The organism is Yoonia sp. R2-816, assembly GCF_046762905.1.
In the GTDB taxonomy this organism is placed as follows: domain Bacteria; phylum Pseudomonadota; class Alphaproteobacteria; order Rhodobacterales; family Rhodobacteraceae; genus Yoonia.
In genome coordinates this window covers 123,415-150,377 of the sequence record NZ_JBKQXN010000138.1, presented here as the reverse complement: position 1 = coordinate 150,377, position 26,963 = coordinate 123,415, and the positions used below count along the sequence as shown (strand labels likewise).

General features: G+C 60.4%; 32 protein-coding genes. 25 read left to right on the top strand and 7 right to left on the bottom strand.

The genetic code is table 11. From position 1 onward, the window contains the following. The first annotated feature begins 92 nt into the window (after positions 1–92). Positions 93–1,223, top strand: a complete 1,131-nt coding sequence (locus ACFWW2_RS04545; RefSeq protein ID WP_393926550.1) for a hypothetical protein — start codon at positions 93–95, stop codon at positions 1,221–1,223. Positions 1,224–1,234: 11 nt separating this feature from the next. Here the strand turns inward: ACFWW2_RS04545 and moaA are convergent, their stop codons facing one another. Then, positions 1,235–2,239 carry a GTP 3',8-cyclase MoaA gene (gene moaA, locus ACFWW2_RS04540; protein ID WP_393926549.1) on the bottom strand — a complete coding sequence of 335 codons (1,005 nt, stop codon included), beginning with the start codon at positions 2,237–2,239 and terminating at the stop codon, positions 1,235–1,237. An 86-nt stretch (positions 2,240–2,325) separates the two neighbouring features. Between moaA and ACFWW2_RS04535 the strand changes: the two genes are divergently transcribed. Then, a complete protein-coding gene (locus ACFWW2_RS04535) occupies positions 2,326–2,808 on the top strand; it encodes a D-galactarate dehydratase (protein WP_393926548.1) in 483 nt (160 codons plus the stop codon). Between the two features lie 6 nt (positions 2,809–2,814). Here ACFWW2_RS04535 and ACFWW2_RS04530 read toward each other — a convergent pair whose 3' ends face one another. Genes ACFWW2_RS04530 through glmU form a run of 3 tightly spaced genes read right to left on the bottom strand, consistent with a single transcriptional unit; the run spans position 2,815 to position 6,672 of the window. Next, positions 2,815–3,507: a DNA alkylation repair protein gene (locus tag ACFWW2_RS04530; RefSeq protein WP_393926547.1), complete on the bottom strand. Its 693-nt coding sequence runs from the start codon at positions 3,505–3,507 to the stop codon at positions 2,815–2,817. Next, complete coding sequence (gene glmS, locus ACFWW2_RS04525; protein ID WP_393926546.1) at positions 3,504–5,327, bottom strand: glutamine--fructose-6-phosphate transaminase (isomerizing); 1,824 nt, start codon at positions 5,325–5,327, stop codon at positions 3,504–3,506. The genes ACFWW2_RS04530 and glmS overlap by 4 nt, the downstream gene beginning before the upstream one ends. A gap of 1 nt (position 5,328) precedes the next feature. Continuing rightward, positions 5,329–6,672, bottom strand: a complete 1,344-nt coding sequence (glmU, locus tag ACFWW2_RS04520; RefSeq protein ID WP_393926545.1) for a bifunctional UDP-N-acetylglucosamine diphosphorylase/glucosamine-1-phosphate N-acetyltransferase GlmU — start codon at positions 6,670–6,672, stop codon at positions 5,329–5,331. 119 nt (positions 6,673–6,791) lie between these two features. Here glmU and ACFWW2_RS04515 point away from each other — a divergent pair, with 119 nt between their 5' ends. Further along, on the top strand, positions 6,792–7,454 hold the full coding sequence (locus tag ACFWW2_RS04515) for an HAD-IA family hydrolase (RefSeq protein WP_393926544.1): 663 nt from the start codon (positions 6,792–6,794) through the stop codon (positions 7,452–7,454). 90 nt (positions 7,455–7,544) lie between these two features. Beyond that, on the top strand, positions 7,545–8,750 hold the full coding sequence (locus tag ACFWW2_RS04510) for a DegT/DnrJ/EryC1/StrS family aminotransferase (protein WP_393926543.1): 1,206 nt from the start codon (positions 7,545–7,547) through the stop codon (positions 8,748–8,750). Here the strand turns inward: ACFWW2_RS04510 and ACFWW2_RS04505 are convergent, their stop codons facing one another. Further along, entirely contained in the window at positions 8,751–9,206 is a 456-nt protein-coding gene (locus ACFWW2_RS04505) for a CreA family protein (protein WP_393926542.1), read from the bottom strand. A gap of 126 nt (positions 9,207–9,332) precedes the next feature. On the opposite strand from ACFWW2_RS04505, the gene ACFWW2_RS04500 reads away from it, so the two are divergent. Both ACFWW2_RS04500 and ACFWW2_RS04495 read left to right on the top strand, forming a co-directional pair. Further along, positions 9,333–10,496, top strand: coding sequence for an isovaleryl-CoA dehydrogenase (locus ACFWW2_RS04500; protein ID WP_393926541.1), 1,164 nt, complete (start codon positions 9,333–9,335; stop codon positions 10,494–10,496). Between the two features lie 83 nt (positions 10,497–10,579). After that, complete coding sequence (locus tag ACFWW2_RS04495; RefSeq protein ID WP_393926540.1) at positions 10,580–11,014, top strand: hypothetical protein; 435 nt, start codon at positions 10,580–10,582, stop codon at positions 11,012–11,014. Positions 11,015–11,133: 119 nt separating this feature from the next. Here ACFWW2_RS04495 and ACFWW2_RS04490 read toward each other — a convergent pair whose 3' ends face one another. Continuing rightward, positions 11,134–11,547 (bottom strand): hypothetical protein, encoded by a 414-nt coding sequence (locus ACFWW2_RS04490; RefSeq protein WP_393926539.1) that lies wholly within the window; start codon positions 11,545–11,547, stop codon positions 11,134–11,136. Between the two features lie 197 nt (positions 11,548–11,744). On the opposite strand from ACFWW2_RS04490, the gene ACFWW2_RS04485 reads away from it, so the two are divergent. The 10 genes from ACFWW2_RS04485 (at position 11,745) to ACFWW2_RS04440 (ending at position 20,707) form a co-directional block, all read left to right on the top strand. Beyond that, on the top strand, positions 11,745–12,032 hold the full coding sequence (locus tag ACFWW2_RS04485; RefSeq protein ID WP_393926538.1) for a hypothetical protein: 288 nt from the start codon (positions 11,745–11,747) through the stop codon (positions 12,030–12,032). Then, a complete protein-coding gene (locus ACFWW2_RS04480) occupies positions 12,029–12,739 on the top strand; it encodes a flavodoxin family protein (protein ID WP_393926537.1) in 711 nt (236 codons plus the stop codon). The genes ACFWW2_RS04485 and ACFWW2_RS04480 overlap by 4 nt, the downstream gene beginning before the upstream one ends. Continuing rightward, positions 12,736–13,182: a lysozyme inhibitor LprI family protein gene (locus ACFWW2_RS04475; protein ID WP_393926536.1), complete on the top strand. Its 447-nt coding sequence runs from the start codon at positions 12,736–12,738 to the stop codon at positions 13,180–13,182. Before ACFWW2_RS04480 ends, ACFWW2_RS04475 begins: the two co-directional genes overlap by 4 nt. A gap of 5 nt (positions 13,183–13,187) precedes the next feature. Beyond that, on the top strand, positions 13,188–14,759 hold the full coding sequence (locus tag ACFWW2_RS04470; RefSeq protein WP_393926535.1) for a carboxyl transferase domain-containing protein: 1,572 nt from the start codon (positions 13,188–13,190) through the stop codon (positions 14,757–14,759). A 167-nt stretch (positions 14,760–14,926) separates the two neighbouring features. Then, entirely contained in the window at positions 14,927–16,837 is a 1,911-nt protein-coding gene (locus ACFWW2_RS04465; protein ID WP_393926534.1) for a biotin carboxylase N-terminal domain-containing protein, read from the top strand. Next, a complete protein-coding gene (locus ACFWW2_RS04460; protein ID WP_393926533.1) occupies positions 16,834–17,484 on the top strand; it encodes a glutathione S-transferase family protein in 651 nt (216 codons plus the stop codon). Before ACFWW2_RS04465 ends, ACFWW2_RS04460 begins: the two co-directional genes overlap by 4 nt. 84 nt (positions 17,485–17,568) lie before the next feature. Further along, positions 17,569–18,429, top strand: coding sequence for a hydroxymethylglutaryl-CoA lyase (locus tag ACFWW2_RS04455; protein ID WP_393926532.1), 861 nt, complete (start codon positions 17,569–17,571; stop codon positions 18,427–18,429). Next, positions 18,426–19,205 (top strand): crotonase/enoyl-CoA hydratase family protein, encoded by a 780-nt coding sequence (locus ACFWW2_RS04450; protein WP_393926531.1) that lies wholly within the window; start codon positions 18,426–18,428, stop codon positions 19,203–19,205. Before ACFWW2_RS04455 ends, ACFWW2_RS04450 begins: the two co-directional genes overlap by 4 nt. A gap of 72 nt (positions 19,206–19,277) precedes the next feature. After that, entirely contained in the window at positions 19,278–20,219 is a 942-nt protein-coding gene (locus ACFWW2_RS04445) for a hypothetical protein (RefSeq protein ID WP_393926530.1), read from the top strand. 122 nt (positions 20,220–20,341) lie between these two features. After that, positions 20,342–20,707, top strand: a complete 366-nt coding sequence (locus ACFWW2_RS04440) for an NADH-quinone oxidoreductase subunit A (protein ID WP_393926529.1) — start codon at positions 20,342–20,344, stop codon at positions 20,705–20,707. A gap of 4 nt (positions 20,708–20,711) precedes the next feature. On the opposite strand, the gene ACFWW2_RS04435 is transcribed toward ACFWW2_RS04440, so the two are convergent. Continuing rightward, entirely contained in the window at positions 20,712–21,344 is a 633-nt protein-coding gene (locus tag ACFWW2_RS04435) for a TetR/AcrR family transcriptional regulator (RefSeq protein ID WP_393926528.1), read from the bottom strand. 72 nt (positions 21,345–21,416) lie between these two features. Between ACFWW2_RS04435 and ACFWW2_RS04430 the strand changes: the two genes are divergently transcribed. From ACFWW2_RS04430 to ACFWW2_RS04390, 9 genes are all read left to right on the top strand, one after another. Beyond that, complete coding sequence (locus ACFWW2_RS04430) at positions 21,417–21,959, top strand: GFA family protein (protein WP_393926527.1); 543 nt, start codon at positions 21,417–21,419, stop codon at positions 21,957–21,959. Continuing rightward, a complete protein-coding gene (locus ACFWW2_RS04425) occupies positions 21,952–22,239 on the top strand; it encodes a DUF6958 family protein (RefSeq protein WP_393926526.1) in 288 nt (95 codons plus the stop codon). Before ACFWW2_RS04430 ends, ACFWW2_RS04425 begins: the two co-directional genes overlap by 8 nt. Before the next feature lie 93 nt (positions 22,240–22,332). Continuing rightward, entirely contained in the window at positions 22,333–22,863 is a 531-nt protein-coding gene (locus tag ACFWW2_RS04420; RefSeq protein ID WP_393926579.1) for a NuoB/complex I 20 kDa subunit family protein, read from the top strand. Next, a complete protein-coding gene (locus ACFWW2_RS04415) occupies positions 22,860–23,471 on the top strand; it encodes an NADH-quinone oxidoreductase subunit C (protein ID WP_393926525.1) in 612 nt (203 codons plus the stop codon). The genes ACFWW2_RS04420 and ACFWW2_RS04415 overlap by 4 nt, the downstream gene beginning before the upstream one ends. Continuing rightward, positions 23,471–23,899 (top strand): GFA family protein, encoded by a 429-nt coding sequence (locus tag ACFWW2_RS04410; protein WP_393926524.1) that lies wholly within the window; start codon positions 23,471–23,473, stop codon positions 23,897–23,899. The genes ACFWW2_RS04415 and ACFWW2_RS04410 overlap by 1 nt, the downstream gene beginning before the upstream one ends. Positions 23,900–23,913: 14 nt before the next feature. Beyond that, positions 23,914–24,348 carry a GFA family protein gene (locus ACFWW2_RS04405; RefSeq protein WP_393926523.1) on the top strand — a complete coding sequence of 145 codons (435 nt, stop codon included), beginning with the start codon at positions 23,914–23,916 and terminating at the stop codon, positions 24,346–24,348. Positions 24,349–24,458: 110 nt separating this feature from the next. Further along, positions 24,459–25,358 (top strand): sulfotransferase, encoded by a 900-nt coding sequence (locus ACFWW2_RS04400; protein WP_393926522.1) that lies wholly within the window; start codon positions 24,459–24,461, stop codon positions 25,356–25,358. Continuing rightward, complete coding sequence (locus ACFWW2_RS04395) at positions 25,355–26,593, top strand: NADH-quinone oxidoreductase subunit D (RefSeq protein WP_393926521.1); 1,239 nt, start codon at positions 25,355–25,357, stop codon at positions 26,591–26,593. The genes ACFWW2_RS04400 and ACFWW2_RS04395 overlap by 4 nt, the downstream gene beginning before the upstream one ends. Next, a complete protein-coding gene (locus ACFWW2_RS04390) occupies positions 26,593–26,958 on the top strand; it encodes a hypothetical protein (RefSeq protein ID WP_393926520.1) in 366 nt (121 codons plus the stop codon). The genes ACFWW2_RS04395 and ACFWW2_RS04390 overlap by 1 nt, the downstream gene beginning before the upstream one ends. Positions 26,959–26,963 lie beyond the last annotated feature (5 nt).

Here is a 26,963-nt window from a genome sequence, read left to right as displayed (position 1 = left end):
GCAATTTTATGTTTCAAAGAGAAGTATACATGATGTCGCTATGTCGATTGACGGTTTTGGCGAGCGCAGCTTGCCTGATATTGAGTGGCCCGGTGTTGGGTCAATCCGACGAAATGCTGATGATCGACAACCCGTTCTTTGATGAACGCGGTGGTGGTGAATTTGGCCGGTCTGTGGCCATTGCAGGCGATCAGGTTCTTGTAGGTGCCCCGCTTGCGCGTGATGAAGAACGCGTTGAAACGGGCCTTGCCTATCTGTTCGATGGTGCAACCGGTGATTTGGTTCACGTCCTTGAAGGTGAAGCGCCGGGTCCTATCGGGTTGATCGGTTTTTCGGTCGCTGCCGCCAATGGGTTGAGCCTTGTTGGTGGTTATGGCGATGATCCGGCTGGCGTATTCGAAAGCTTCGCCGGGGCGGCATATGTTTTCGACAATGCGACTGGCGACAGGCTGCACAAGTTCACCAACCCGGTGGATGACGGATCGACAAATTTTGGCAATGCCGTCGCTCTTTCGGAAAGATACGCATTAATTGGCGCGCCAAAATCCGGCGCGGCAGGTCAGGCGTTTTTGTTTGATGTTGAAAGCGGAGCACATTTGCAGACTTTTGAGATGCCCGATGATTCAAGCGATGCAGGTTTTGGCGATGCGGTTGCTGTCGCCGATAGACTGGCTGTCGTCTCGGCCAGTTTGGACGGACAGGTTGGTGCTGTCTTTGTCTTTGATACCGCGTCGGGTGATTTGTTGCGGACGATCCCCAACCCGACACCAGCCGGTTATGACAATTTCGGGGAAGAAATCGCGCTAGCAGGTGAGAACCTGCTGATCGGTGCCTGTGGTGATGATGACCATCCTGGTGGCGCGGCCTATCTGTTTGATGTCCAGACGGGTGAGCAGCGTGGGGTCTTTGTTCATCCTGAGGAGGCAGAGGGTTTTACCTGCTTTGGAGAAGGGATCAGCCTGAGCCGTGATCATGCCGTTGTCAGCGCCTATTTCGGTGGCGGGCAGGGCAGTGGCCCTTTCAAGGCCGAGGTGCTGATGTTCAAACTCGACACCGGCGAACTTGTGGAGCGCCATACCCTCATCAATCAAGCGGCGGAGGGGTCGCCTTACGACGTGTCGACTGCCCTTGCATCTAATAAACTGGCAATTGCGATCAGCATGGATGATCGTCAGGGTCCTCGGGCTGGATCCGCTTATGTTTTGCCTATCCCCGTGGAGTAGGCTTTGCGGGGCTAGCCGCCTGTATGCGACATATGCCGGCTGACTTGTCCGTCGACCTGCTGGCGCGAATAGTCGAAATCGTGGCCTTTGGGTTTGAGCGCGATGGCGGCGCGGATGGCGGTTTCGAGTTCGGCGTCGGCCTCTGACGCGCGTAGGGGGTCGCGCAGGTCGGAATGGCCTTCCTGACCCAGACAGGTGTAGATTTCGCCGGTGCAGGTGATCCGCACCCGGTTGCAGCTTTCGCAGAAATTATGGGACAGCGGGGTGATGAAGCCGATTTTCTGCCCGGTACTATCCATGCGCACATAGCGGGCCGGGCCGCCGGTGTTTTCCGGCAGATCGGTGAGGGGGGACCGGGTTTCCAGGCGTGCGCGCAGGTCCTTGAGCGACCAGTACTGGCCCAGCCGATCCTCATTGCCGAGGTCGCCCATTGGCATGACCTCGATGAATGTCAGGTCGATGTCGCGTGAGGCGCACCAGTCGGTCAGATCGAACAGTTCGTCTTCGTTGAAGCCTTGTAGGGCGACGGTGTTGATCTTGACCCGCAGCCCGGCCTTTTGTGCCGCGTCGATCCCGCGCAGGACCTGGGGCAGGCGGCCCCAGCGGGTGATCTGGGCGAATTTTGCCTCATTCAATGTATCAAGCGAGACGTTGATGCGCCGCACGCCTGCCGAAAAAAGATCGTCGGCGAATTTTTCAAGTTGGCTGCCATTGGTGGTGAGCGTCAGTTCGCGCAGCGCGCCGCTGTCCAGATGTCGCGACATGGCGCGGAAGAATGTCATGATATCACGCCGCACCAGCGGTTCGCCCCCGGTGATCCGCAGCTTTTTCACCCCAAGCCGGATGAAGGCGGAACACATGCGGTCCAGCTCTTCCAGCGTCAGCAGTTCCTTTTTCGGCAGGAACGTCATGTTTTCGGACATACAATAGACGCAGCGGAAATCGCAGCGGTCTGTGACCGAGACGCGCAGATATTCGATGGCGCGGGCGAAAGGATCAATCAATGGGGCAGTCATGCGGCCACGTTAAGGATGGGCGCGCGGCTGCGCAAGCGGCAAGCCTGCTATTGAATGACAGAGCGGTCGCACATAACGTCTGGTTTATGAAACACGCCCTTTTGATCCTTCCGCTTTTTGCGCTTGCTGGTTGCGCGTCGCCATCCATGCAAGGCCTGTTTGGCACCTCTGGGGGTAGCCCTGTCGAAGCTGCAGTTCCGGCCCCGACGCTGGACCCTACGCCGCCACCGCCACCGCCAACCAATGCCACAACGGTGGAACAGTTTGACACCACGACAGACGAGGACCGGGCCGAGGCTACGGCGGTGGAAGTATCAAGTGCCGAGCAGAGTTTGGGCACAACGATCGCGTCGCTGGGTCCGCCCACCGAGCCGGGGATTTGGCTGAAGACACCGTTGGTCACGACGCTGACCGAGGGCCGCGTGGAGTATCAGGGCAAGTCGATCAATATCGAGTTGCGCCCGTCTGGCGGTGCTACCGGATCGGGGAGCCAGATCAGTCTGGCGGCGATGCGGTTGCTGGATGCGCCGCTGACGGGTCTGCCGGAGATTTCTGTTTTCGCAAGGTAGGATGGGTCAAGACCCATCTAACGGGAGTTTCCGTCCCGCCTCTTTTGCGGCGAAGGGTTTCATTGCGTCTGCATGGGTGTCCAGAAAGGTGCGCACCCGTGCCGGGTCGTGCTTTGAGAGTTCGCGCAGCCACCAGGCGATGGCTTTCTGGATGAACCAGTCGTGGTCGGTGACATAGCTGGCCGCCCAGCCGAGGATGCGGTCGCGGATGGCCAGTTCATCTGGTTTGGGGTGATTCTGTTTGGTCCAGGGGAGCGTCATGACAAGCGCGGCCCGCCGGGTCCACATGTGGTCTGATGTTGTCCATGTCTCGACCATGTCGAGACGCGTGGGGTCGGCGACCAGCCGTTTCTGCCCGGCGATGCTGGCGTGATCGGCGATGGCCCATGCGTCGAAATCGGGGACCCATGAGGTGATCAGATCCCATGCGCCCTGATCATCCGGGCGAATGCGGGCTTGCGTCAGCAGTTTGGCCGCAGCGATGCGCCCTTCATGGGTGTTGCCTTTCCAGAGGCCACGCGCGAGTGCGAGCCGCGTGTCGAGGTCGGTCGCCGCCCGCCATTCCTTAACGAAGGCGTCGATCTGCGGATTGGCGACGCCCAGATAAGGGCGGTCGACCTTGTGGTAGCGATGCATTTCGGCCGCTTTCGCCGGGTCGCCCGCAGCGCGGAGCAGGGCGGTGGCCTGTTTTGGCGTCACTCGACCGTTACCGATTTGGCGAGGTTGCGGGGCTGGTCCACGTCCGTGCCTTTGGCGATGGCCGTGTGGTAGGCCAGTAACTGGGCTGGGACCGCATAGAGGATCGGGGCGAGGAAGGGGTCGATTTCGGGCATCAAGATCGTGTCCCAGACGCCGTCGCCGGCTTCTTTCGCGCCTTGCCGGTCGGTGATGAGGAGGACCTTGCCGCCGCGTGCCATGACCTCTTGCATGTTCGACACTGTCTTGTCGAACAGCGCGTCGCGGGGGGCCATAACGATGACGGGCACGTGTTTGTCGACCAGCGCGATGGGCCCGTGTTTGAGCTCGCCGGATGCGTAAGCTTCGGCATGTATATAGCTGATTTCTTTGAGTTTTAGCGCCCCTTCGAGAGCAAGCGGGTACATCGCGCCGCGCCCCAGGAACAGGATGTCGCGTGCTTCGGCCAGTTTGCGCGAGACGCTGCTGGACTTCTCTTCAATCCCCAAGGCGAGGTTCAGAATGCCCGGCATCGCGCGCAGGGCGGAGAGCTTGTCGGCCAATTCGGTGTCGCTGATCCGACCGCGCACATGCGCCGCGTGCAGGACCAGAATGGCGAGCGTGGTCAGCTGGCAGGTGAAGGCCTTGGTCGAGGCGACGCCGATTTCGGTGCCTGCGAGGATCGCCAAGGGCAGGTCGCTTTCGCGCGCGATGGAGCTTTCGGGGACGTTGACGACCGACACGATTTTGTCGGCCTTGCCATCCATGTAGCGCAGGGCGGCGAGCGTGTCGGCGGTCTCTCCCGACTGGCTGACGAAAAGGGCGACTGTGCCGGATGTGACGGGCGGTTCGCGGTAGCGGAATTCTGATGCGACATCGACCTCGACCGGAATACCGGCGATCTGTTCGAACCAGTATTTCGCAACAAGGCATGCATAGAACGCGGTGCCGCAGGCGACCATGGTCAGCCGTTCGATTTTCGTGAAATCAAGGCCGGGGTCGGGCAGGGTGACGGCGGTGCCGTCGGCGTTGATGTAATGGGCCAGCGCGCCTTGCAGCACGGTCGGCTGTTCGGCGATTTCCTTGGCCATGAAGTGTTTGTAGCCCGCCTTGTCGACCTGGGCGGTGTCGATCTGGATCACCTTAAGCGCGCGGTTGGCGATGTTGCCTTCGCGGTCGCGGATTTCGACAGATGTGCGGGTGACGACGGCCCAGTCGCCTTCTTCGAGATAGGTGATCCGGTCGGTCATCGGGGCTAAGGCGATGGCGTCGGAGCCCACGAACATTTCACCGTCGCCATGGCCGATGGCGAGGGGGGAGCCTTTGCGGGCGGCGATCAGCAGATCGTCTTCGCCGTCGAAGAGAAAGCAGAGCGCATAGGCCCCTTCGAGCCGCGCTATGGTCTGCGCTGCCGCATCGCGTGGGCCGAGCCCCTGATCGATGTAGTACTGCGCCAGCAGGGCGACGGTTTCGGTGTCGGTGTCGGTCTCGAAGCCGATCCCCTTTTCCGCCAGAAACGCGCGGAGTTCGCGGAAGTTTTCGATGATCCCGTTATGGACGACGGCCACGCCGCCCGCCCGGTGGGGGTGAGCGTTGCCCACATTGGGCGCGCCATGGGTGGCCCAGCGGGTGTGGCCGATCCCGGCCTTGCCGGGCAGGGGGTCGTGCACGAGCAAATCGCTGAGATTGACCAGTTTGCCGACCGCCCGCCGCCGGTCGAGCCGGAGGTTGTTGATGGTTGCGATCCCGGCGCTGTCATAGCCGCGATATTCGAGCCGTTTTAGCGCCTCGACCAGAATGGGGGCGGCTTCGTGATTGCCCAGAACGCCAACAATACCGCACATATCAGGATCCTTTTGCTTTCTTGGCTCTTAGTTTGTCGAACAGGCGCGTGGCAAAGCCTGCCTTGTTGTCCTGCCGCGCCCGTGCCACGGCCAGATCGCCGGGGGGTACGTCGCGGGTGATGACCGATCCGCTGCCGGTCATGGCGGCGTCACCCACGGTGACGGGTGCCACCAGCATGGTGTTGGACCCGATGAAGGTATCCGCGCCGATGATCGTCTTGTGTTTGAAGACGCCGTCATAGTTGCAGGTGATGGTCCCCGCGCCGATATTGCTGCGCGCGCCGACATCGGCGTCGCCGATATAGGACAGGTGGTTGACCTTGGCCCCTTCGGCGATCTGCGCATTCTTGATTTCGACGAAATTGCCGACCTTGACGTCTTCCGCCAGTTCGGCGCCGGGGCGCAGACGGGCATAAGGGCCGACCACCGCGCCGCGCGACACATGGCAGCCTTCGAGATGCGAGAAGGCCCGTATCGTGGCGCCGGATTCGATGGTGACGCCCGGGCCAAAGACCACGTTGGGTTCGATGATCGTGTCGCGCCCGACCACGGTGTCATAGGCGAAATGCACGGTGTCAGGGGCAGTGAGGGTGACGCCGTCACCCATCGCGGCCTTGCGCGCGCGGTCCTGAAACGTGGCTTCGGCGATGGCCAGTTCAGCGCGGGAGTTGATGCCCATCGTCTCAGCCTCTGCACAGCGCACGACTGTGGCGGTCAGGCCGCGGGCGCGGGCGATGCCGATGATGTCGGTTAGGTAGTATTCGCCAGCCGCATTGTTGTTGCCGACTGCATCAATAAGGTCGAAGAGGGTTGCTGCATTGGCCGCGATTACGCCGCTGTTGCAAAGGGTTACGGCGCGTTCGTCATCTGTTGCATCCTTGAATTCGACGATCCGGTCAAGCTGATCCGCCTGCAGGATCAGCCGCCCGTAGTGGCCCGGATCGTCGGCGTTGAACCCCAGAACGACGATATCGTGGGTCAGCCTTGCGGCTGTCATTGCGGCCAGCGTTTCGGGTTGGATGAAAGGGGTGTCGCCGTACAGAACGATGGCATCGCCATCGAAATCCGCCAGCGCATCGCGGGCCTGTGCCACGGCGTGGGCAGTGCCCAGCTGTTCGGTCTGGACGGTCACGATGGCGTCTGGATCATAGGATTTGGCGGCCTTTTCCACGGCTGCCGCGCCATGGCCTGCAACTACGACAGTCCGGTCCGGATCAAGCGCCGCGCCAGAGGCCATCGCATGGACCAGCATCGGCGCGCCTGCGATCGGGTGCAGCACCTTGGGCATGTCGGAATTCATCCGTGTTCCCATGCCCGCACCCAGAATAATCAATGCCACTGCCATTACTGCGCCTTATGCTTTTGTTGACCCGCTTCTACCGGGCTTTTTGATTATCACAAGAGTTGGGGGTTCACATCAGTTTACGCATCGTTACAGAAAGGGGGAGCCATGAGGGGACAGGCATGCGTACGGTGATTTTCGATCTTGATGGCACTTTGGCCGATACCAGTGGCGATCTGATTGCGGCGGCCAATACCTGTTTTCGGGGGTTGGGACTGGGGGATCTGCTGGATCCGGTGCGTGATGCCGCGACAGCGTTGCGCGGCGGGCGGGCAATGCTGAAGCTGGGGTTTTCGCGGGTCGATGGTTTTGGCGCGGACGAGGTGGATCGCCAATATCCGATCCTGCTGGCCGCCTATGCTGATGATATCGACACGCATACCACGCTGTATCCCGGTGCGATGGAGGCTGTCGCCCGGCTGAAACGTGACGGGTATGCGGTGGGGATTGCCACCAACAAACCCGAAGGGCTGGCCGAGATGCTGATGCGCAGCCTTGGGGTGCGCACCGATTTCGCCTCGCTGATCGGGGCCGATACCTTGCCGGTGCGCAAACCGGACCCCGAACACCATTTCGAGGCGGTGCGCCGCGCCGGGGGTGATCCGCGCCGGTCGCTGCTGGTTGGGGATACGGCGACGGACCGCGATACGTCCCGCAATGCCGGTGTGCCTTCGGTGCTGGTGACGTTTGGTCCGGGCCGCGAGGATGTGCTGGCGCTGGAGTCGGACGCGACCATCGACAGCTATGGCGAACTGCATGATGTGGTGGCGCGCCTGATCGGCTGACAGCAGCTTCGCTGAACGGATGTTTTGGCGAAATCAAACGCTGTGCATCGTCCCATTGACGCGGGGGCATCAGCCCCACACAATCGCGGTATGACAGAGGTTTTCAAAGGCAGTTTCACCCAGCAGGAACCGATTCCCGAGGATGGGATCGCGGCGGCCCTGGCTGTGATGCAGCATGGGCGATTGCACCGGTATAATACGGCCGGTGCCGAGATCGCAGAGGCGGCGCTGTTGGAAGAGGAATTTGCAGCAGAGGTTGGGGCAAAGTATTGCCTTGCCGTCGCGTCTGGCGGTTATGCCATGACGACCGCGTTGCGCGCCGCCGGTGTCAAACATGGCGACAGGGTGCTGACCAATGCCTTTACGCTGGCCCCGGTGCCGGGGGCGATTGCGGCCGTGGGCGGTGTGCCGGTGTTCGTTGGCGTGACCGAGGATCTGGTGATTGATCTGGATGATCTGGCGGTCAAGCTGGATCAGGCCAAGGTGCTGCTCTTGAGCCATATGCGCGGCCATATCTGCGATATGGAACGGCTGATGGCGCTTTGCGATGCCGCAGGTGTGATGGTGATTGAGGATTGCGCGCATACGATGGGGGCGGCCTGGGATAATGTGCCCAGTGGCCGCTGGGGGCGGTTTGGCTGCTATTCCACCCAGACCTACAAGCATATGAATTCGGGCGAGGGCGGTTTTCTGGTCACTGACGATGCCGAAAGCATGGCGCGGGCGATTATGCTGTCGGGCAGTTACATGCTGTTTGACAAACACCGCGCCGCGCCGCGGCCAGAGGTATTCGCGCAGATCAAATACGAAACACCCAACATCTCGGGCCGGATGGATAATCTGCGGGCGGCCATCCTGCGCCCGCAGTTGCGCCGGTTGAGGGATCAGTGTGCGGCGTGGAATGCGCGTTACCGCGTGGTCGAGGATGGGTTGCGCGATGTGCCGGGGCTGCGGTTGATTGATCGGCCCGCGAAGGAACAGTTCGTGGCGTCGTCTTTCCAGTTTCTGCTGCTGGATTGGTCGGCGGATGCCGTGGCCGATGTGATCGGGCGCTGCAAGGCGCGGGGGGTTGAGCTGAAATGGTTCGGCGGGGCCGAACCCAGCGGGTTCACATCACGCTATGACAGCTGGCGCTATGCCCCGTCAGAGCCGATGCCCGCGTCTGACCGGGTGCTGGCAGGAATTGTCGATATGCGGCTGCCGCTGACCCTTACTCTGGACGATTGTGCATTGATCGCCCGCATCATTCGCGCAGAGGTTGGCGCGGTCTATCAGGGCCTGGCTGCGGCTGAATGATCAGCCGCCCGGCGTGTACAGCGGGATTGTCGAAATCGACATCTTGGCCGACCCTTGGGTCAATTCACTTGCATGGGCCAGATAGATCAGAACGTCGTTTTCCTCGTCAAAAATCCGTTTCACGCGCAAGGATTTCAGGATGATCGACTGCCGTTCGCGGAACACGTTTTCGCCATTGCGGCTGCGGTCGATATTGCCGATCCGGATCGGTCCGGTCTGACGACAGTCGATGGAGGCATTTGACGGGTCTTCGAACCAGTTGCCGTTGGAGATCCGATCAAAAAAGGACCGTTCGAAATAGGCGATGTGGCAGGTGACACCTTCGACATCGGGGTCGTTGATGGCTTCGATGATGATGTCGTTGCCGACCCAGTCAACACCAACGCGACCCACCTTATCGGCGATGGCGGCGGCAGGAAGGAGGGTGATGATGGCGGAGAGTATAAACTGCTTCATAACGCGATAACGCAGCAATCAGGTTTCCGTTCCCTCGCGACGAAAGCGTCGGCATAAATGACTCGACAGGGTGGAAAAAATCCATCTATAAATGAACAAGCGTTCAATTAAAACCGGAGCGAGCCCATGTTTCACGCCTCAATGACCTTTGATCTGGGTGAGGATGTGAACGCCCTGCGCGATATGGTGCATGCCTGGGCACAGGAGCGGGTCAAGCCGATGGCTGCCGAGATTGATCGCTCTAACACCTTCCCGCCAGAACTGTGGCCCGAAATGGGCGAACTGGGTCTGCTGGGCGTCACCGTGGACGAAGAATACGGCGGGGCAGGCATGTCTTACCTCGCGCATACAGTCGCCATCGAAGAAATCGCGCGCGCAAGCGCCTCTGTCTCATTATCTTACGGGGCTCATTCCAATCTTTGTGTGAACCAGATCAAGCTGAACGGAAATGATGAACAAAAGGCGAAATATCTGCCCCGGCTGATTTCTGGTGAACATGTGGGCGCCCTGGCCATGTCAGAGGCCGGTGCCGGGTCTGACGTGGTGTCGATGTCCTTGCGGGCCGAAAAGCGCAACGATCATTACCGACTGAACGGCAACAAATACTGGATCACCAACGGACCGGATGCCGATACGCTGGTGGTTTATGCCAAGACTGACCCTGATGCGGGGTCCAAGGGGATCACAGCGTTTCTGATCGAAAAGGAGATGACGGGTTTCAGCACGTCCCCCCATTTCGACAAGCTGGGCATGCGCGGGTCAAATACGGCAGAGCTGGTCTTTGACGATGTGCAGGTCCCGTTCGACAACGTGCTGGGTGAGGAAGGCAGGGGGGTCCGCGTCCTGATGTCCGGTCTGGACTATGAGCGTGTGGTGCTGGCGGGCATTGGTCTGGGTATCATGGCCGCCTGTCTGGACGAGGTGATGCCGTATATTTCCAGCCGCAAACAGTTCGGTGAACCGATCGGAAACTTCCAGCTGATGCAAGGCAAGATCGCCGATATGTATACGGCGATGAACTCGGCGCGGGCTTACGTCTACGAGGTCGCGCGCGCCTGTGACCGAGGCACGGTGACGCGGCAGGATGCGGCAGCTTGTTGTCTCTATGCGTCCGAAGAAGCCATGAAACAGGCGCATCAGGCGGTGCAGGCAATGGGCGGTGCCGGATTCCTGAATGACGCGCCAGTGGCACGCATCTTCCGCGACGCCAAGCTGATGGAAATCGGGGCGGGGACATCGGAAATCCGCCGGATGCTGGTAGGCCGGGAGCTGATGGGGGCGATGGGGTGAGGTTGCGCCATCTGGCCATAATTCTGGCCGCTTCAGGCTTGTTTTCGATGCAACCGGCTGTGGCGCAAGGTCTTTCGTCTGATGTGCGATCCGATCTGCGCGCCTGTTATAAGGGCGCCATTTCACGTGAGGAAAAATATGGTTGCATGGGTACCATCACGCAGACCTGTATAGGTCAAACCGAATTGTCCCCTGATGAAAGCGTCCTGCCCTGCGCGACCGCCGAAGTTTCGGCATGGCGCGAATTGCTGCGCGAAGAAACGGCCGCAGTCGCCGGCGCGATCCGTGCGTCCATGTCGACCGATGACCCATGTGAGCCTTCTTTGGATGCGTGTCTTGACCAATTGGACCAGATGAACAGCGCTGCAACGGTTGAAATGGACCGCCAGTGTGATTTCGAAAGTCTACCGGAAAACAGCGCAGGAAAGACCGAGCTGGCAAACACGCTGTGTCTGCTGCGCGAAACGGCGCGGAGCACGATCAGGATGTACGACCTCAAGCAACGAGTGGCCCAATGATCCGCCAAAGGCCATCAGTCTGCACCGATAGATTTCTGGCGATGGACGGGAGATATTCGTTCTCGCCGGCATGGCCTGCCTTGGTTGGACGCAGAGAGATGACCCGCTGCGCCATGTGTTCAGGCGCGTACCTGATGCCGCGCGTCACGTTCGGCAAGGGCAACGATTTGGTGATCGTCGCGCCACAGCACAGTGCCAGGGCGCCGCGAACGCAATTCGGCCATGCGCACGCCAGCCTCACCCAGCAACCAGCAGACGTAGCGCGCCCGGCTGATATGCTCGGCGGCGGTATCGCGAAACCAGCAGACGCCGTTTCGGGTGCCGCGCCCGGTGGCTTTGTACAGTCGTTCGGGCACGTTCAGCCGGTCGGAAAACCACGACAATTCGCGCGACAATTCGTCGGCGATCCAGTCAGGCGTCTTCCGGGACCACCGACAAGCGTAGGCCGGGCCAAAGAAGCCGGAATAAGTCCGAGCTTCGGCCGCCCAATGAGGCGAGATAAAGCGGATATACATCGATCCAACCCACGGCATGCGCGGGCCTTTCGTTCAGATGGGAAAAGGGTGAGGGGCAGCGCCCCGCAAAGCTCACTGCGTTGCGGTATAGGGTCGCTTGGGATTTGGCGGTCTCATAAACATGACACCCTCACAGATCGATTTTTCGGTGGCTGCGTCGTTAGTTCAACAATGCGATTCGGATCAATCGCAAAGGTGGCAGCGTGAAGCGGAGTATGCTTTTTCTGCCACTGGGCGCGCTGGTCGTCTTTGCAGCCTATCTGGGTCTTCGGGCTGGCGATGTTCCGACCGAAACCGAGATCATCAATCGTTATGCCGCCGCTTATGTCGCCAACGCTGGTGACGGGGCGAAGCCGACCGATTGCGCCGCCACGATCCATCCTGATGAGGCGGTCCGCATGGTGATCAACTGTACCCATCCTAATGGAATTATCACAACCTATCTGGTCGGCCCGCGTGGTGAGTCCATCCCATTTGCGCGGACGGAGGAGCCTGCCACATGAGTGATTTTTCAAGCCTGAAGGCGTTGTTCATCAACACATCGCTGAAGAAGAAGCCCGATGAGAGCCATACCAAGCTGCTGCTCAATGCCAGTGCGAATATCATGGCAAAGAACGGGGTGCAGGTGGAGCATGTGCATATGCTGTCCCACGATATCCCGCCCGGTATCTACCCCGATATGACGGAACATGGCTGGGACGGCGACGACTGGCCCACGCTGTGGGAGAAGGTCAAGGCGGCTAATATACTGGTCGTCGGCACGCCCCTTTGGCTGGGCGAGGAAAGCAGCGTCTGCCGGGTGCTGATTGAGCGGCTTTATGGCATGTCCGGCGTGCTGAACGACAAGGGTCAGTCGGTCTATTACGGCAAGGTTGGCGGTTGCGTGATCACCGGCAATGAAGACGGGATCAAACATGCGGCGATGACCATTGGCTATGCCCTGTCGCATCTGGGCTATACCATCCCGCCGCAGGCTGATTGCGGCTGGATCGGCGAGGCCGGTCCGGGGCCGTCTTATGGTGACGAGGTGGATGGCAAACGGGTTGGCTTCGACAATGAGTTCACCCAGCGCAACACGACCATCATGACATGGAACCTGATGCATCTGGCCAAGATGCTGGAAGGCGGTATCCCCAATAAGGGCAACGACCGCGAGGCCTGGAAGGCGGGCACTCGGTTTGATTTTGAGAACCCGGAGTATCGGGGATGAAAAATGTGATTTTCTTTCTGCTTATGGCCGGGCCGGTGGCGGCTGAAGGTCCATCATATAGCGATCTAGCGACGGAAAGCTGCTTGCAGGAAGCTGTCGTGATCGGCGAGAGACAGGATTGCATCGGGGCATCCGCCAGATCGTGCATGGCTGACGGGGGCGGATCGTATGTTGAATCCATTTGCTACAGTGAAGAAGGCGTTTTCTGGGACGCACGGCTGAACGCTGTCTACCAAGAACAGATGAGCGCGGCGCAGGAGAGTGACCCGGCGCTGGCCGGCGCGTTGCTCAGGCTGCAGCGAGCTTGGATTGGCTATCGTGATGCGCGCTGTGACGCTGTATTCGCGGCGTGGGGCGAGGGAACCGGCCGATCACCAGCATTTGCCGAATGCCTCATGCGGACCACGGCTGAACAAACCATTTTCCTGGAGCGTGGACTTTGAACGAAATGAACATCCAGTCTGCCCGAGATCAGCATCTGTCCGCCTTGGCGGATGTGCAGAATGCCGCCGCCCTTGCCGCAGCGGGCGGGGGCGAAAAATCCCGCGCGCGCCATGTCAGCCGCGGCAAGATGCTGCCCCGTGACAGGGTGGCGGGCTTGCTCGACCCCGGTTCGCCGTTTCTGGAGGTGGGCGCGACCGCCGCCCATGGCATGTATGATGGCGCTGCCCCCTGTGCTGGTGTGATTGCTGGCGTGGGCCGGGTGAATGGCGTTGAGGTCATGGTCGTTTGCAACGATGCCACGGTGAAAGGTGGCACCTATTATCCGATGACCGTCAAGAAGCATCTGCGCGCGCAGGAGATTGCAGAGGCCTGTCATCTGCCGTGTGTCTATCTGGTCGATAGCGGGGGGGCCAACCTGCCCAATCAGGATGAGGTGTTTCCGGACCGCGATCACTTTGGCCGGATTTTCTATAATCAGGCGCAGATGTCGGCCAAGGGTATTCCCCAGATTGCTGTGGTTATGGGGTCCTGTACGGCGGGCGGGGCCTATGTGCCTGCGATGGCCGACGTGTCGATTATCGTCAAGGAACAGGGCACGATCTTTCTGGCGGGGCCGCCGCTGGTGAAGGCGGCAACGGGTGAGGTGGTTTCAGCCGAGGATCTGGGCGGCGGAGATGTGCATACGCGCCTGTCCGGCGTGGCCGATTACCTGGCCGAGGATGATGCCCATGCGCTGGCGTTGGCCCGGCAGGCAGTTGCGTCATGTTCGCGGCAGAAGGTTTTGGAAATCAAGCGGTTGACGCCGGAACCTCCGGCGCTTGATCCGGACAGTTTGTTCGATGTGGTCCCCGCCGATCTGCGCACACCTTATGACATTCGCGAGGTGATCCGCAGGGTCGTGGATGGCTCGCGCTTTGATGAATTCAAGGCCCGGTTTGGTGAGACGCTGGTCTGTGGATTTGCCCATATTGATGGCTGGCCCTGCGGGATTGTCGCCAATAACGGCGTGCTGTTTTCCGAGAGTGCCCAGAAGGGTGCGCATTTTGTGGAGCTGTGCAGTCAGCGCCGTATCCCTTTGGTTTTCCTGCAGAACATCACCGGGTTCATGGTGGGGCAGAAATACGAGAATGAAGGGATCGCGCGGCACGGGGCCAAGATGGTGACCGCGGTCGCCACAACGAAGGTGCCCAAGATCACGATGGTTGTCGGAGGGTCGTTTGGTGCCGGGAATTATGGCATGTCTGGAAGAGCTTATAGCCCGGAGTTCATGTGGTCGTGGCCGACGTCCCGGATCAGCGTCATGGGCGGCGAACAGGCGGCGGGCGTGCTGGCGACGGTCAAACGCGACGCGATCGAGCGTGGCGGTGGCGAATGGTCGGCCGAGGAAGAGGCGGCGTTCAAACAGCCCACGATTGATATGTTCGCTGAACAGTCGCACCCGCTTTATGCGTCTGCCCGGCTGTGGGATGACGGGGTGATCGACCCGCGCAAATCGCGCGAGGTGCTGGCGCTGTCACTCTCTGCCGCGCTGAATGCCCCAATCGAGGAGACACGTTTCGGCGTGTTCCGGATGTGATGGTTTCGGGGCGAAAATGGCTGTCGGCGTTGCGTCGGATTTGCGTCGGCAAAGCGTCGGACCCCAAGGGGCCGGCAGTTAAGGATTTGTTCATATGATGGGGCGCGACGATCAGGGATGGCGCGGGGCCCGGGCCGCACAATCAAGCAAGGTCATGGTGGTAAGCAATGTTCACTAAAATCCTGATCGCCAACCGGGGCGAGATTGCTTGCCGCGTGATCCAGACGGCACGTGCGATGGGTGTGCGCACGGTGGCGGTTTATTCGGATGCTGATGCGGGTGCCTTGCATGTCCGGCAGGCGGATGAGGCGGTGCGCCTGGGTCCTGCGCCGGTGGCGGAGAGTTATTTGCGGGGCGATCTGATCGTGCAGGCGGCCCTGGATACCGGGGCGCAGGCGGTCCATCCGGGTTACGGGTTTCTGTCGGAGAATCCTGAGTTTGTGGAGGCGGTGGAGGCGGCGGGGCTGGTGTTTATCGGCCCGTCCGCCAAGGCCATTCGCGCGATGGGTCTGAAGGATGCCGCCAAGGCGCTGATGCATGAGGCCGGGGTGCCGGTTGTGCCGGGCTATCATGGCGAAAACCAGAACCCGGATTTTCTGGCCGGTGAGGCGGATCAGATCGGGTATCCGGTGCTGATCAAGGCTGTCGCCGGTGGTGGCGGCAAGGGCATGCGTCTGGTCGAGGACGCGAAAGGGTTTGCCGAGGCGCTGGCGTCGGCACAGGCCGAGGCGCGCACCGCCTTTGGCAATGCCGATGTGCTGATCGAGAAATACATCACCTCGCCCCGTCATATCGAGGTGCAGGTGTTTGGGGATGGCACCGATGCGGTGCATTTGTTCGAACGGGATTGTTCGCTGCAACGCCGTCATCAGAAAGTGATCGAGGAGGCGCCTGCGCCGGGGATGACCGATGCTGTGCGTCAGGCGATGGGCGATGCGGCGGTGACGGCGGCCAGGGCTATTGGCTATGCCGGGGCCGGGACCATCGAGTTTATTGTGGATGGGTCGGACGGCCTGCGCACGGATGGTTTCTGGTTCATGGAGATGAACACGCGGTTGCAGGTGGAACATCCCGTCACCGAGGCGATCACCGGCGTTGATCTGGTGGAATGGCAGTTGCGTGTCGCGGCAGGAGAGCCATTGCCCACCCGGCAGGAGGATCTGCGGGTCAACGGGCACGCCTTTGAGGCCCGGCTTTATGCCGAGGATGTGCCTGCGGGGTTTTTGCCAGCGACCGGCACGATTGATCATCTGGTGTTTCCTGATGTGGCCCGCATTGACAGCGGTGTCGAGGCCGGGTCGGAGATTTCGCCATGGTATGATCCGATGATCGCCAAGGTGACCGTGCATGGCCCGGATCGGGCGACCGCGCTGCGGTCATTGTCGTCAGCTTTGGATGCCACGCAGGTGGCGGGCACGGTGACCAATCTGGGGTTCCTGCGGCGGTTGTCGCGCGATCCGGGCTTTGTCGCCGGTGATGTCGATACCGGGTTGATTGCGCGGGAGGAGGCCGTGCTTTGTGCGGCCCCGGATCCCGCTCTGCGGGATATTGCGGTGGCGGCGGTGACGGCGGCTGATATCGGGGGTGGGCCGCTGACGGGCTTTACCCTGTGGCAGCCGCTGAGCCGCGAGATTGCGCTGGCCCATGCCGGTGCGCCGCTGACGGCGTGGTTGACGATCACTGGCCCTGATCGGGTGGCCGTGGCGGTGGCGGAGGATGATATCACGCTGGTCCGCCATGGTGATCACTGGGGTCTGCCCGCGATCCGGCATGGCAGCCGGGTAACTGTGTTCGGGACGGAGACGCTGACATTCGATATTGTCGATCCGCTGGATCGGGCCGGGGCCGGTCTGGGTGGTGATACGGTGCTGGCCCCGATGCCGGGGCTGGTGCGGGATGTTGCCGTCGCCACCGGGCAGACGGTGGCAGAGGGCGACCGGATGATTGTCTTAGAGGCGATGAAGATGGAACATGTGCTGCGCGCGCCCAGAGATGGCGTTGTTGCATCGGTCGCTGTTGCGGCGGGGGACCAGGTGACCGCCGGTGCCTTGATGGTCGCGCTGGAGGATGTGGAATGATCCGGTTGCATCATTGTCATCAGACCCGGTCGATGCGCAGCCTGTGGCTACTGTATGAGATCGGCGTTGATTTTGAATTGCAGGTCTATCCGTTTGACAAGACGTTGCGCGAGGAACCTTACCGGTCGCTGAACCCGACGGGCCGGGTGCCGACGCTGGAGATTGATGGCGCGGTATTGACCGAAAGCGGGGCGATTGCGGAATATCTGTGCGAGCGTTTCCCTGACGCGGCCCTGGGTCGAGACCCAGGCCACGAGGAACGCGCGGCCTGGCTGAACTGGATCCATTTCGCTGAGACGATCAGTCAGCATACGGCCGCTCTGACTCAGCAGCATGTGGCGCTTTATGAAGATCACATGCGCTCGCCCATTATCATGCAATTGGAGGCCAAGCGACTGGCCAAGACCCTGCGCACGGTTGAGGCCGGATTGACGGGGGATTATCTGCTGTCGTCCTTTTCGGCGGCTGATATTGGCGTGGGGCAGGCGGTTTACATGGCCGGGCATTTTGTCGAGATTGATCAGTTTCCCAAGCTGTCGGCATGGTTTGACCGGTTGCAGGTGCGCGAGGCGTATCGGAAGGCGTTGCCAGATGGTCCGGGGCTTTATGCCAAGACGTTTTATCCGCCATGGGAGATCCCGTCGTGAGACGGTGCGGCGTGGGAGGGGGCGCTGCCCCCGCGCCTTGCGGCGCTCCCCCGGGATATTTGAACTCGGAAGAAGGGTGGGCCGGTGGCTGAGCAGGTGCGTATTCACGAAGTTGGCCCGCGTGACGGGTTGCAGAATGAAAAGGCTGTCATTCCGGTAGCCGATAAGGTTGCCCTGATCGATTTGCTGAGCGCTTCGGGGCTGCGCGATATCGAGGTGGGCAGTTTTGTCAGCCCCAAATGGGTGCCGCAGATGGCCGATACGGATCGCGTTCTGGCCGCGATGACCCCTGTAGAGGGCGTCCGCTATGCGGTTCTGGTGCCGAATATGCGTGGCTGGGAGGGGTTCGTGGCCGCCCGCGTGCCGGGGGTGATGTATGAAGTGGCGGTGTTCATTTCCGCCTCTGAAGGGTTTTCGCAGAGCAATCTGAATTGTTCGATTGCGGAATCGGTGGAGCGGTTGACGCCGGTTGTGCGTGCTGCCGAAGATGCGGGCGTGCCGGTGCGCGGCTATGTGTCCTGCGTGACCGATTGCCCGTTTGCGGGCCCTGTGGCCCCTGCCGCCGTGGCGCGCGCGACCGAAATGCTGCTGGCCGTGGCCCCGATGCAGGTGTCGCTGGGTGATACTATCGGCAAGGGCACATCAGAGACGGTGGCCCGGATGCTGGAGGCCGTGTTGGATGTGGCCCCGGCGACAGGGCTGGCGGGCCATTTTCATGATACCGGCGGGCAGGCGCTGGCCAATGTCGAAACAGCGCTGGAGATGGGGTTGCGTGATTTCGACAGTGCGGTTGGCGGGCTGGGCGGCTGTCCTTATGCCCCCGGCGCGCCGGGGAATGTGGCGACTGAAGCGGTGTTGGAGCGGGTGCATGCCTTGGGCTTTGAGACCGGGGTTGATGGCGATGTGATTGCCAAGGCGGCGACACTGGCGCGGGGGATGCGATGATTGATCTGAGCGTGGATGACCGGGGTGTGGCCACATTGGCGCTGGCCCGGCCCGAAAAACACAATGCGCTGTCGCAGGCGCTGATCGATGATCTGCGCGATGCGGCGGCCCGCATCGCAGCTGACCGCGATATTCGTGTCGTGGTGCTGGCCGGGCAGGGGCCGTCGTTTTGTGCAGGCGGTGATCTGGGCTGGATGCGTGACCAGATGGCGGGTGATGCGGAGATGAAACGCGCTGCGGCGCAATCCATCGCGGGGATGCTGGGCGCGATCAACACGTTGCCGCAGCCGGTGATTGGCCGGGTCCATGGCAATGCCTTTGGAGGCGGGGTCGGGATGGCCTGCGTCTGCGATATCGCGATTGCGGCGGATCATATAAAGTTCGGGCTGACCGAGACGAAGCTGGGTCTGATCCCGGCGACCATTGGCCCCTATGTGCTGGCCCGTCTGGGCGAGGCGCATGCGCGCCGCGTGTTCATGTCATCGCGCGTGTTCGATGCGGCCGAGGCGGTGACGCTGGGTGTGGTCGCCAAAGCCGTGCCTGCGGATGATCTCGATGCGGCAGTGGAGGCTGAGGTTGCACCTTATCTGGCTTGCGCGCCGGGTGCGGTGGCCGCGGCGAAGGCGTTTGCCCGGTCGCTGGGGCCCGTGATTGATCAAGGCACCGTGGACCGGTCGGTTGAAGCGCTGATTGCGCAGTGGAACGGTGATGAGGCCGCGGAAGGGATTGCGGCGTTTTTTGAGAAGCGCAAACCCGCATGGAACACAGCGTCATAAGACAATCGTCAGATTTCCGTCTCACTTCTGACTGATTTGGCGGTTTGTCTGGACCCAGGAAAGGGGACAGACATGCAGTTTGATTGGCCGACACCAGACCAGATGATCTATCGCATTACCCGTTTGCGCCGCCTTGTGGCGTTTGCCGTGGCAATTCCCGTTTGTGTTTTCCTGATTGGATCGCTGATTGATCCGTCATTCATGGCACCGGACCGGGCGACATTGGCGTCGATTGCCGTGGCGCTGCTGGTGGGTGGCCATGTTGTGCTATTTCCCAACGCCCCTGTTGAAACGATCAGCCTGTCGCTGGTGGTCACCGGGTTAGCGGTTGCGGCCCCATGGATCAAGGCGCTGAGCCTGCTGGCACCGGTTGAGCATGCCAGCGCCGCCCTTGTTATACTGGTGGCCTTGTCGATGCTTTTGGCGGGTTTCCTGATGGCGGTGCTGCAGTTTGTGTTTGATGTGCTGATGTCGGTTGGCCCGTCGATCCGCCTGCGCCTGCGTGCCGCGATCGACGTACCCTGTTCGGCCTCTGTCGCCCGCAATCAGTTTGCATTGCAGCCCGGCACGCGCCGGGGCCGGATCATGACCGGCAAGCCTGACGATAACGGGTTTTTTGATGTGGCGATTGTCGCCCCGCAGGTGGCCGATCCGGAAAACCCGACGCAGCCCATGGTCGCCCATGTCGCCGCCAAGACGCTCGCCCTGACCGAAACCGAGCAGCAGACCATGCTGGTTGTACCCGGCGGCGGCGTCACGGTGACATCAGAGACCTTTGTTCCCACCGAAAACGGTTGCACTGTGCAGATTTCAGAGTTGCCCGGTGATTTCACCCTTGGCATGCATCTGATGTTCTGGCTGACAGATCAGCAGATGGACAACCTGACTGAGACGGCCGATATGATCACCGGCCAACCCAGCCGTGCCAATGGTCTGGCCCATGGCGTTTCGTTTCTATCCGTGGCCAATGCGGTTTTGTCACCCCGTCCGCCTGTTGTGGATGGTGCCGACTAAGTCCGTTTTTTCCGGGTTCTGCGATATTGCGATTGGTTGACCCTTCCGGGGGGCAAGGGTATGCAAGCCCCAGCCAAATTTAGTCGCGCCTTTTGGCGTGCCGCGCCGAAAAGGATCACCCCGTGCAGGAAATGCTGTCTGAATATCTGCCGATCATGATTTTTCTGGGGCTTGCCATCGGGCTGGGCCTGATCCTGATCCTCGCTGCAGCTATTGTCGCCGTGCGCAATCCAGACCCTGAAAAAGTGTCGGCCTATGAATGCGGGTTCAACGCATTTGACGATGCGCGGATGAAGTTCGATGTGCGGTTTTACCTCGTTTCGATCCTGTTCATCATCTTTGATCTTGAGGTGGCGTTTCTGTTCCCCTGGGCCGTGGCTTTCGCCGATATCAGCATGGTGGCGTTCTGGTCGATGATGGTGTTTCTGGCCGTTCTGACCATCGGCTTTGCCTATGAGTGGAAAAAAGGCGCGCTGGAGTGGGAGTGATGCGTCACACCCCGTAGGCCGCCCAGAAGACCCTGACACATTCCTGCACATGCGCGTCGGCTTTTCCGCCGTCCATGGTTGTTGAACGCCCGGTCAACATGACCTCGCTTGTGGGCCCGCCCATGATCAGCCAATTGAAGGTTTCGGCTGCTTGACGCGGGTTTGGGGTGTTGAGTGCGCCTGCCTTGTGCCATTTTGAAAACGCCCGTTCCAACCGTCTGATGGAACTGCCGGGACCTAGGTCGAAGATAGCTTTGCCGAATGCCGGAAAGCGCCCGGCCTCTGCAATTGCCACTCGCCTGATTTGCATCAGTTTGGCGTCATGGGCTGTGCGGAGTTGCGCGCGTGCGTGGGTGAGCAGGAAGTCCTGCGGATCATCGCTAACCTCGGGGTCCGGAGCCGCCTTGCGCTGGGCGGCGACGGCGTTTGCGATCATGGTTTCGGCCATTTCCATGAACAGCGCCTCTTTCGTGCCTGCATGTGCGTAAAGCGTTTGTTTTGAGACATTGGCCCGCGCGGCGACCTCATCCATCCGCGTCTCAACAAATCCTTTGCTGAGGAACAGATCGATTGCGGCAGCGATGATCTTGGCGCGTGTTTTTTGGACGCGGGGAGGGAGCTGGGTTTGGGTGGTCATGCGGTTTGATAGCGTGTTTGATCTTGACAATCAAACTGGACGGTCCAGTCTGATTATAGGAAGCGAGGCGCCATGGAAGAGATTCGTTTGACATGCCGGTGTGGGCAAACCGCGATGGTGGCAGCGGGGCGACCGATTATCGCGGCGGAATGTCATTGTACCAGTTGCCGGACGGCTGCCGGGATGATGGAGGCGCTGCCCGATGCCGTGCCGGAACGTGTGCCGACAGGCGGGACGCAGTTTGTGCTGCAGCGCAAGGATCGGGTGACATTTGCGGATGATCAAGACAGGCTGCGCTGCTTTCGTCTGACGCCAAATGCAACGACCCGCCGGGTCATCGCCACGTGCTGCAATACGCCGATGTTTCTGGAGTTTTCCGCCGGGCATTGGCTGTCGCTGTATGCGGCACGCTGGCCGGATGGTGAGCGGCCCGCCATGGATCTGCGCACAATGACCAAGGACCGTATCAGCGGTGATCCTTTGCCGGATGACATGCCCAATCCCAAATCGCACACGGCCTCTTTCATGTTCCGGCTGCTGGGGGCCTGGGTCGCGATGGGTTTTCGCAATCCCAAGATCACCGCCGGGCAAAAGGAGATGACCCTGCATGGCTGAGGAAACGATGGAGGTCCTGACCCGAGAGGGCAAACCCTGGCGGGTCAATCGCGCCAAGTTTGAAGCGATGCGCGCCAGCCTGCTGGCTGTCCTGCCACAAGAGCCGCCGGGTGTTACCGTGGCGGATGCCAAAGCCGCACTTTTGCCAGGGCTGGACCCGGTATTATTCCCCGGAGGTGAAAAGGCGGGCTGGTGGATCAAGGCAGTGCAGCTGGACCATGAGGCGCGCGGTTTGATCAAGCGCGCCAAGGGCAGCCCTGTCCGCATCTATCGCGGCTGATTTTGGCGGTTCTGTCGCGTTGACGCCCCTTGGTAGGGCGGCTACATGTCATCCAAGCCAAAGGCAGCCATCCTGCCAGAAGAAGGAGCCACCATGGGTGTCATGACCGGAACCGCCGTCGGCGCCGACAAGGAACACGGCGCGCAGCTGATCAATTCGGAATTGCAGGACAAGGGTTTTCTTGTCACGTCGACCGCTGACATCATCAACTGGGCGCGCACCGGGTCGCTGCACTGGATGACATTTGGGCTGGCCTGTTGCGCGGTCGAGATGATGCACACCTCCATGCCGCGTTATGATCTGGAACGGTTTGGGACAGCGCCCCGTGCCTCCCCACGTCAGTCGGACTTGATGATTGTCGCAGGCACGCTGACCAACAAGATGGCGCCCGCGTTGCGCAAGGTTTACGACCAAATGCCTGAGCCGCGTTACGTGATCTCCATGGGATCCTGTGCGAATGGCGGCGGCTATTACCACTACAGCTATTCGGTGGTGCGCGGTTGTGACCGCATCGTGCCGGTGGATGTCTATGTGCCGGGCTGCCCGCCCACGGCTGAGGCGCTGCTTTATGGTATCCTGCAGCTGCAACGGAAAATCCGCCGGACGGGGACGATTGTAAGATGACCGAAGCCCTGCAAGAACTTGGCACCCATCTGGAGATGAAGCGGACGGATTGTGTGCTGTCATGGGAGGTCGCCCATGGTGAGCTGACGGTCAACGTGGCCCCGTCATCGCTGGTCAGTTTTGTCGAATTCCTCAGGAACGATCAGGCGTGCCAGTTTTCGACCCTGGTTGATATCACGGCGGTGGATTATCCCAGCCGCGCTAAGCGTTTCGATGTCGTTTATCATTTCCTGAGCATGTATCAGAACCATCGGATCCGCCTGCGCGTGCAGATCCGCGAAGAGGATATGCTGCCGTCGATCATCGGGATACATCCGTCGGCCAATTGGTTCGAGCGTGAAGTGTTCGACATGTTTGGCATTCTGTTTTCCGGCCATCCCGATTTGCGCCGTATCCTGACCGATTACGGGTTCCGCGGTCATCCGCTGCGCAAGGATTTCCCGACCACTGGCTATACCGAGGTCCGCTATGACGAGGTGCAGAAGCGCGTCGTTTATGAGCCGGTGAATCTGGTGCAGGAATACCGCCAGTTCGACTTCATGTCGCCATGGGAGGGTGCGGAATACATCCTGCCGGGAGATGAGAAGAACGACGAGAAAGCGGGCTGATGACGCCCGGCAGCCCCCTGTCCGGGAGCTGCCTTTGCGGTGCCTGCCGGTTTACCGCCACACCTGTCGGCCCTTTTGCGAATGTCTGTCATTGTGCCATGTGCCGCCGCTGGACCGGTGGCATGTATATGGCTGTCGATTGCGGCAGTTCGGTCCGGTTTGCGGATACGGATGCGCTGGGGTCCTATAAAGGCAGCGAATGGGGTGAGCGCCTGTTTTGCACGGTCTGTGGGTCTTCGCTTGTCTGGCAGATGCAGGACGGCACCGGGCAGGGTGTGTCGATGCATGCTTTTGACGATCCGGCGCAGTTTGCCCTGAAAAACCAGTGGTTCATCGACAAGAAGCCGGACAATTATGCCTTGGTCAATGACACGCGCTGTTTGACAGAGGCAGAGTGTATCGCGATGTTTGCGCCGGATACGGGCTAGAGGGGGATCGGATAATGGCGGAAGCTTTGAAAGGCACCTGCATGTGTGGTGCATGTAAGTTCACTGCTACGCCGACTGTTGGCGGGCTGGGCGCAGGGGCCTGCCATTGCGGGATGTGCCGCAAATGGTCGGGGGGCATGTATCTGTCGGTGGATTGCGGGTCGTCGGTGAAATTCGATGAGGGCGCGCCGGTTGGGTCCTATAAAGGGTCCGAATGGGGCGAGCGGTTGTTTTGCCGCGAATGCGGGTCATCGCTGTTGTGGCAGACACAGGACGGGCAGAACCAGCATGTGTCCATTCAGGCGTTTGACGATCCCGGTCAGTTCGAGATTGGCGTGCAGGTGTTTATCGACAAGAAGCCGCGGAACTATGCGCTGGCGGGCGAGACGAAGACGATGACAGAGGCCGAGGTGTTTGCGATGTTCGCGCCGGATGCGGATCCGTCCTAGATGAATTATCAGGCGATCAAGATTGTCTTGTTCATTGCGCAATTGTTCGTATTCATTGCCATCTATTCCAGGTGACCGGATGGTAAAGTCTTGCTTTGACGAAGCCCACGATGCCTGATCCCGATATCCTGTTTTGTGTTGGTGCCACCAAGGCCGGGACGACCTGGCTTTATCGTTATCTGCATGATCATCCCGACTGTGCGCTGCCTGCTGTGAAGGAGGCGCATTATTGGGATACATTTGATGCCGATGTCCGTGGCCGGCAGGTGGATGCGTTTGTGTTGCGCCTGGAGGAGTTGCGGGCGTTGCGAGCGGAGGCTGCGGCGTCGGGCAAGGGCTGGCAGGTGGATAATGTGGAGCGCCGGATGGCCGATATGACCGGGTTGATCGCGGCGGTTGAGGGGGACCGGGCGGGGGACAGGCCCTATCTGGAATGGCTGACGGGGAATCGTGGGTCGGCGCAGGTTTATGCGGATATGACCCCGAATTACGCCACGCTGCCGGATGAGACGCTGGCGCGGATGGTGGCCCTGTCGCCTGCCACGAAATTCGTGTTTCTGATCCGCGATCCGCTGGACCGGTTGTGGTCGCATATCCGGATGCAGGCGCGGCGGCAGCGGCAAAGCCACGAGGTTTATGAAAAGAAGGCGAACAATATCCTGTACCGTATTCTTAACCGGGGGCAGGAGACCCATATTCTGGAACGCGGCGACTATCCGGGGATCATCCGCAAGCTGCGCCGGGTGGTGCCGGAGGAGCGTTTGTTGATCCTGTTCACGGAAAACATGATGAGACAAGAAGGCCTCTCGCAACTTTGCAGCTTCCTTGGTATTGAGGCCCTAACGCCAGCGATCACGCAGCCGGTTCATCAGGGGCCGGAGGTTGTGATGCTGGACAAACTGCGCCCCAGGGCGTTGAAACTATTGAATGAACACTACGAATGGGTGGCCCGCAATGTGGGCCCCTTGCCGCAGAACTGGCAAGACAACCGTGCGAGGATGACAGCATGATGGACGGTGATATCAGGGTCAACACTTACGATGACGGGTCGACCGATGCGCTGACCGGCGAACAGCAGATTCGCAATTTTAACATCAACTTTGGCCCGCAACACCCTGCGGCGCATGGTGTTTTGCGGCTGGTGCTTGAGCTGGACGGCGAGATTGTCGAACGCTGTGATCCGCATATCGGCCTGCTGCACCGTGGCACCGAGAAGCTGATGGAATCGCGGACCTATCTGCAGAACCTGCCCTATTTCGACCGGCTGGATTACGTCGCCCCGATGAACCAGGAACATGCCTGGTGTCTGGCGATTGAAAAGCTGACCGGGACAGAGGTGCCACGCCGCGCCAGCCTGATCCGCGTGCTGTATTCCGAGATTGGTCGCGTGCTGAATCACCTGCTGAACGTGACCACGCAGGCCATGGATGTGGGCGCGATGACGCCCTTGTCATGGGGTTTTGAAGAGCGTGAGAAGCTGATGGTGTTCTATGAGCGTGCCTGTGGTGCCCGCCTGCACGCCGCCTATTTCCGCCCCGGTGGGGTGCATCAGGATCTGCCGGATCAACTGGTCGAGGATATCGATCAGTGGGCGGTGGAGTTCCCCAAGATACTTGACGATATTGCGAGCCTGCTGAATGAGAACCGTATATTCAAGCAGCGCAATGCCAATATTGGCATCGTCACCGAAGAGGATATCCAGAACTGGGGCTTTTCAGGTGTGATGGTCCGCGGGTCCGGTTTTGCCTGGGATTTGCGCCGGGCGCAGCCTTACGAATGCTATGACGAGTTCGAGTTTCAGGTGCCGGTCGGCAAGAACGGCGATTGCTATGATCGCTATCTGTGCCGGATGGAGGAGATGCGCCAATCCACCCATATCATCCGTCAGGCCTGTGAAAAGCTGCGCCATGAAAAGGGTGATGTGATGGCGCGGGGCAAGCTGACCCCGCCGACGCGGGGCGAGATGAAGACCTCGATGGAGGCGCTGATCCATCACTTCAAGCTATATACTGAAGGGTTCCACGTGCCTGCAGGCGAGGTTTATGCCGCCGTGGAGGCCCCGAAGGGCGAATTCGGCGTGTTCCTTGTCGCTGACGGCACCAACCAGCCCTACCGCGCCAAGCTGCGTGCACCGGGTTATCTGCATCTGCAGGCGATGGATCATGTGACCACCGGCCATCAGTTGGCCGATGTGGCCGCGATTATCGGCACGATGGACGTTGTGTTTGGCGAGATTGACCGGTGATGCGCTGGATTGTTGCCGCCCTTACCCTGATGGCCGCAAGCCCTGTTGTGGCGGATGAATCTGCTGCACAGGCCCGTCTGGACGGGTTGACTGATGCGCAGTTGGTGAGCGTGGCCACTGATTGGCTGAAGAATGAAGGCACCGACTGTGTGGCGCGGATGTCGCGCGAGATTGACGATCGCATGCAGCAGGATGTCATGGATACGGTTTTTGATATGGTCGACGTGCCCGCTGCCGACCGTGCTGGGTTGTTCGATGACCTGAACAACCGCATCGAAGATCTTTTGGACGATGCGGTACAGCGCGGTGATCTGACCATAAGCCAGGACGCTGACGGCGTTCAGGTGACTGTCAAGGATTGCTGACGAGC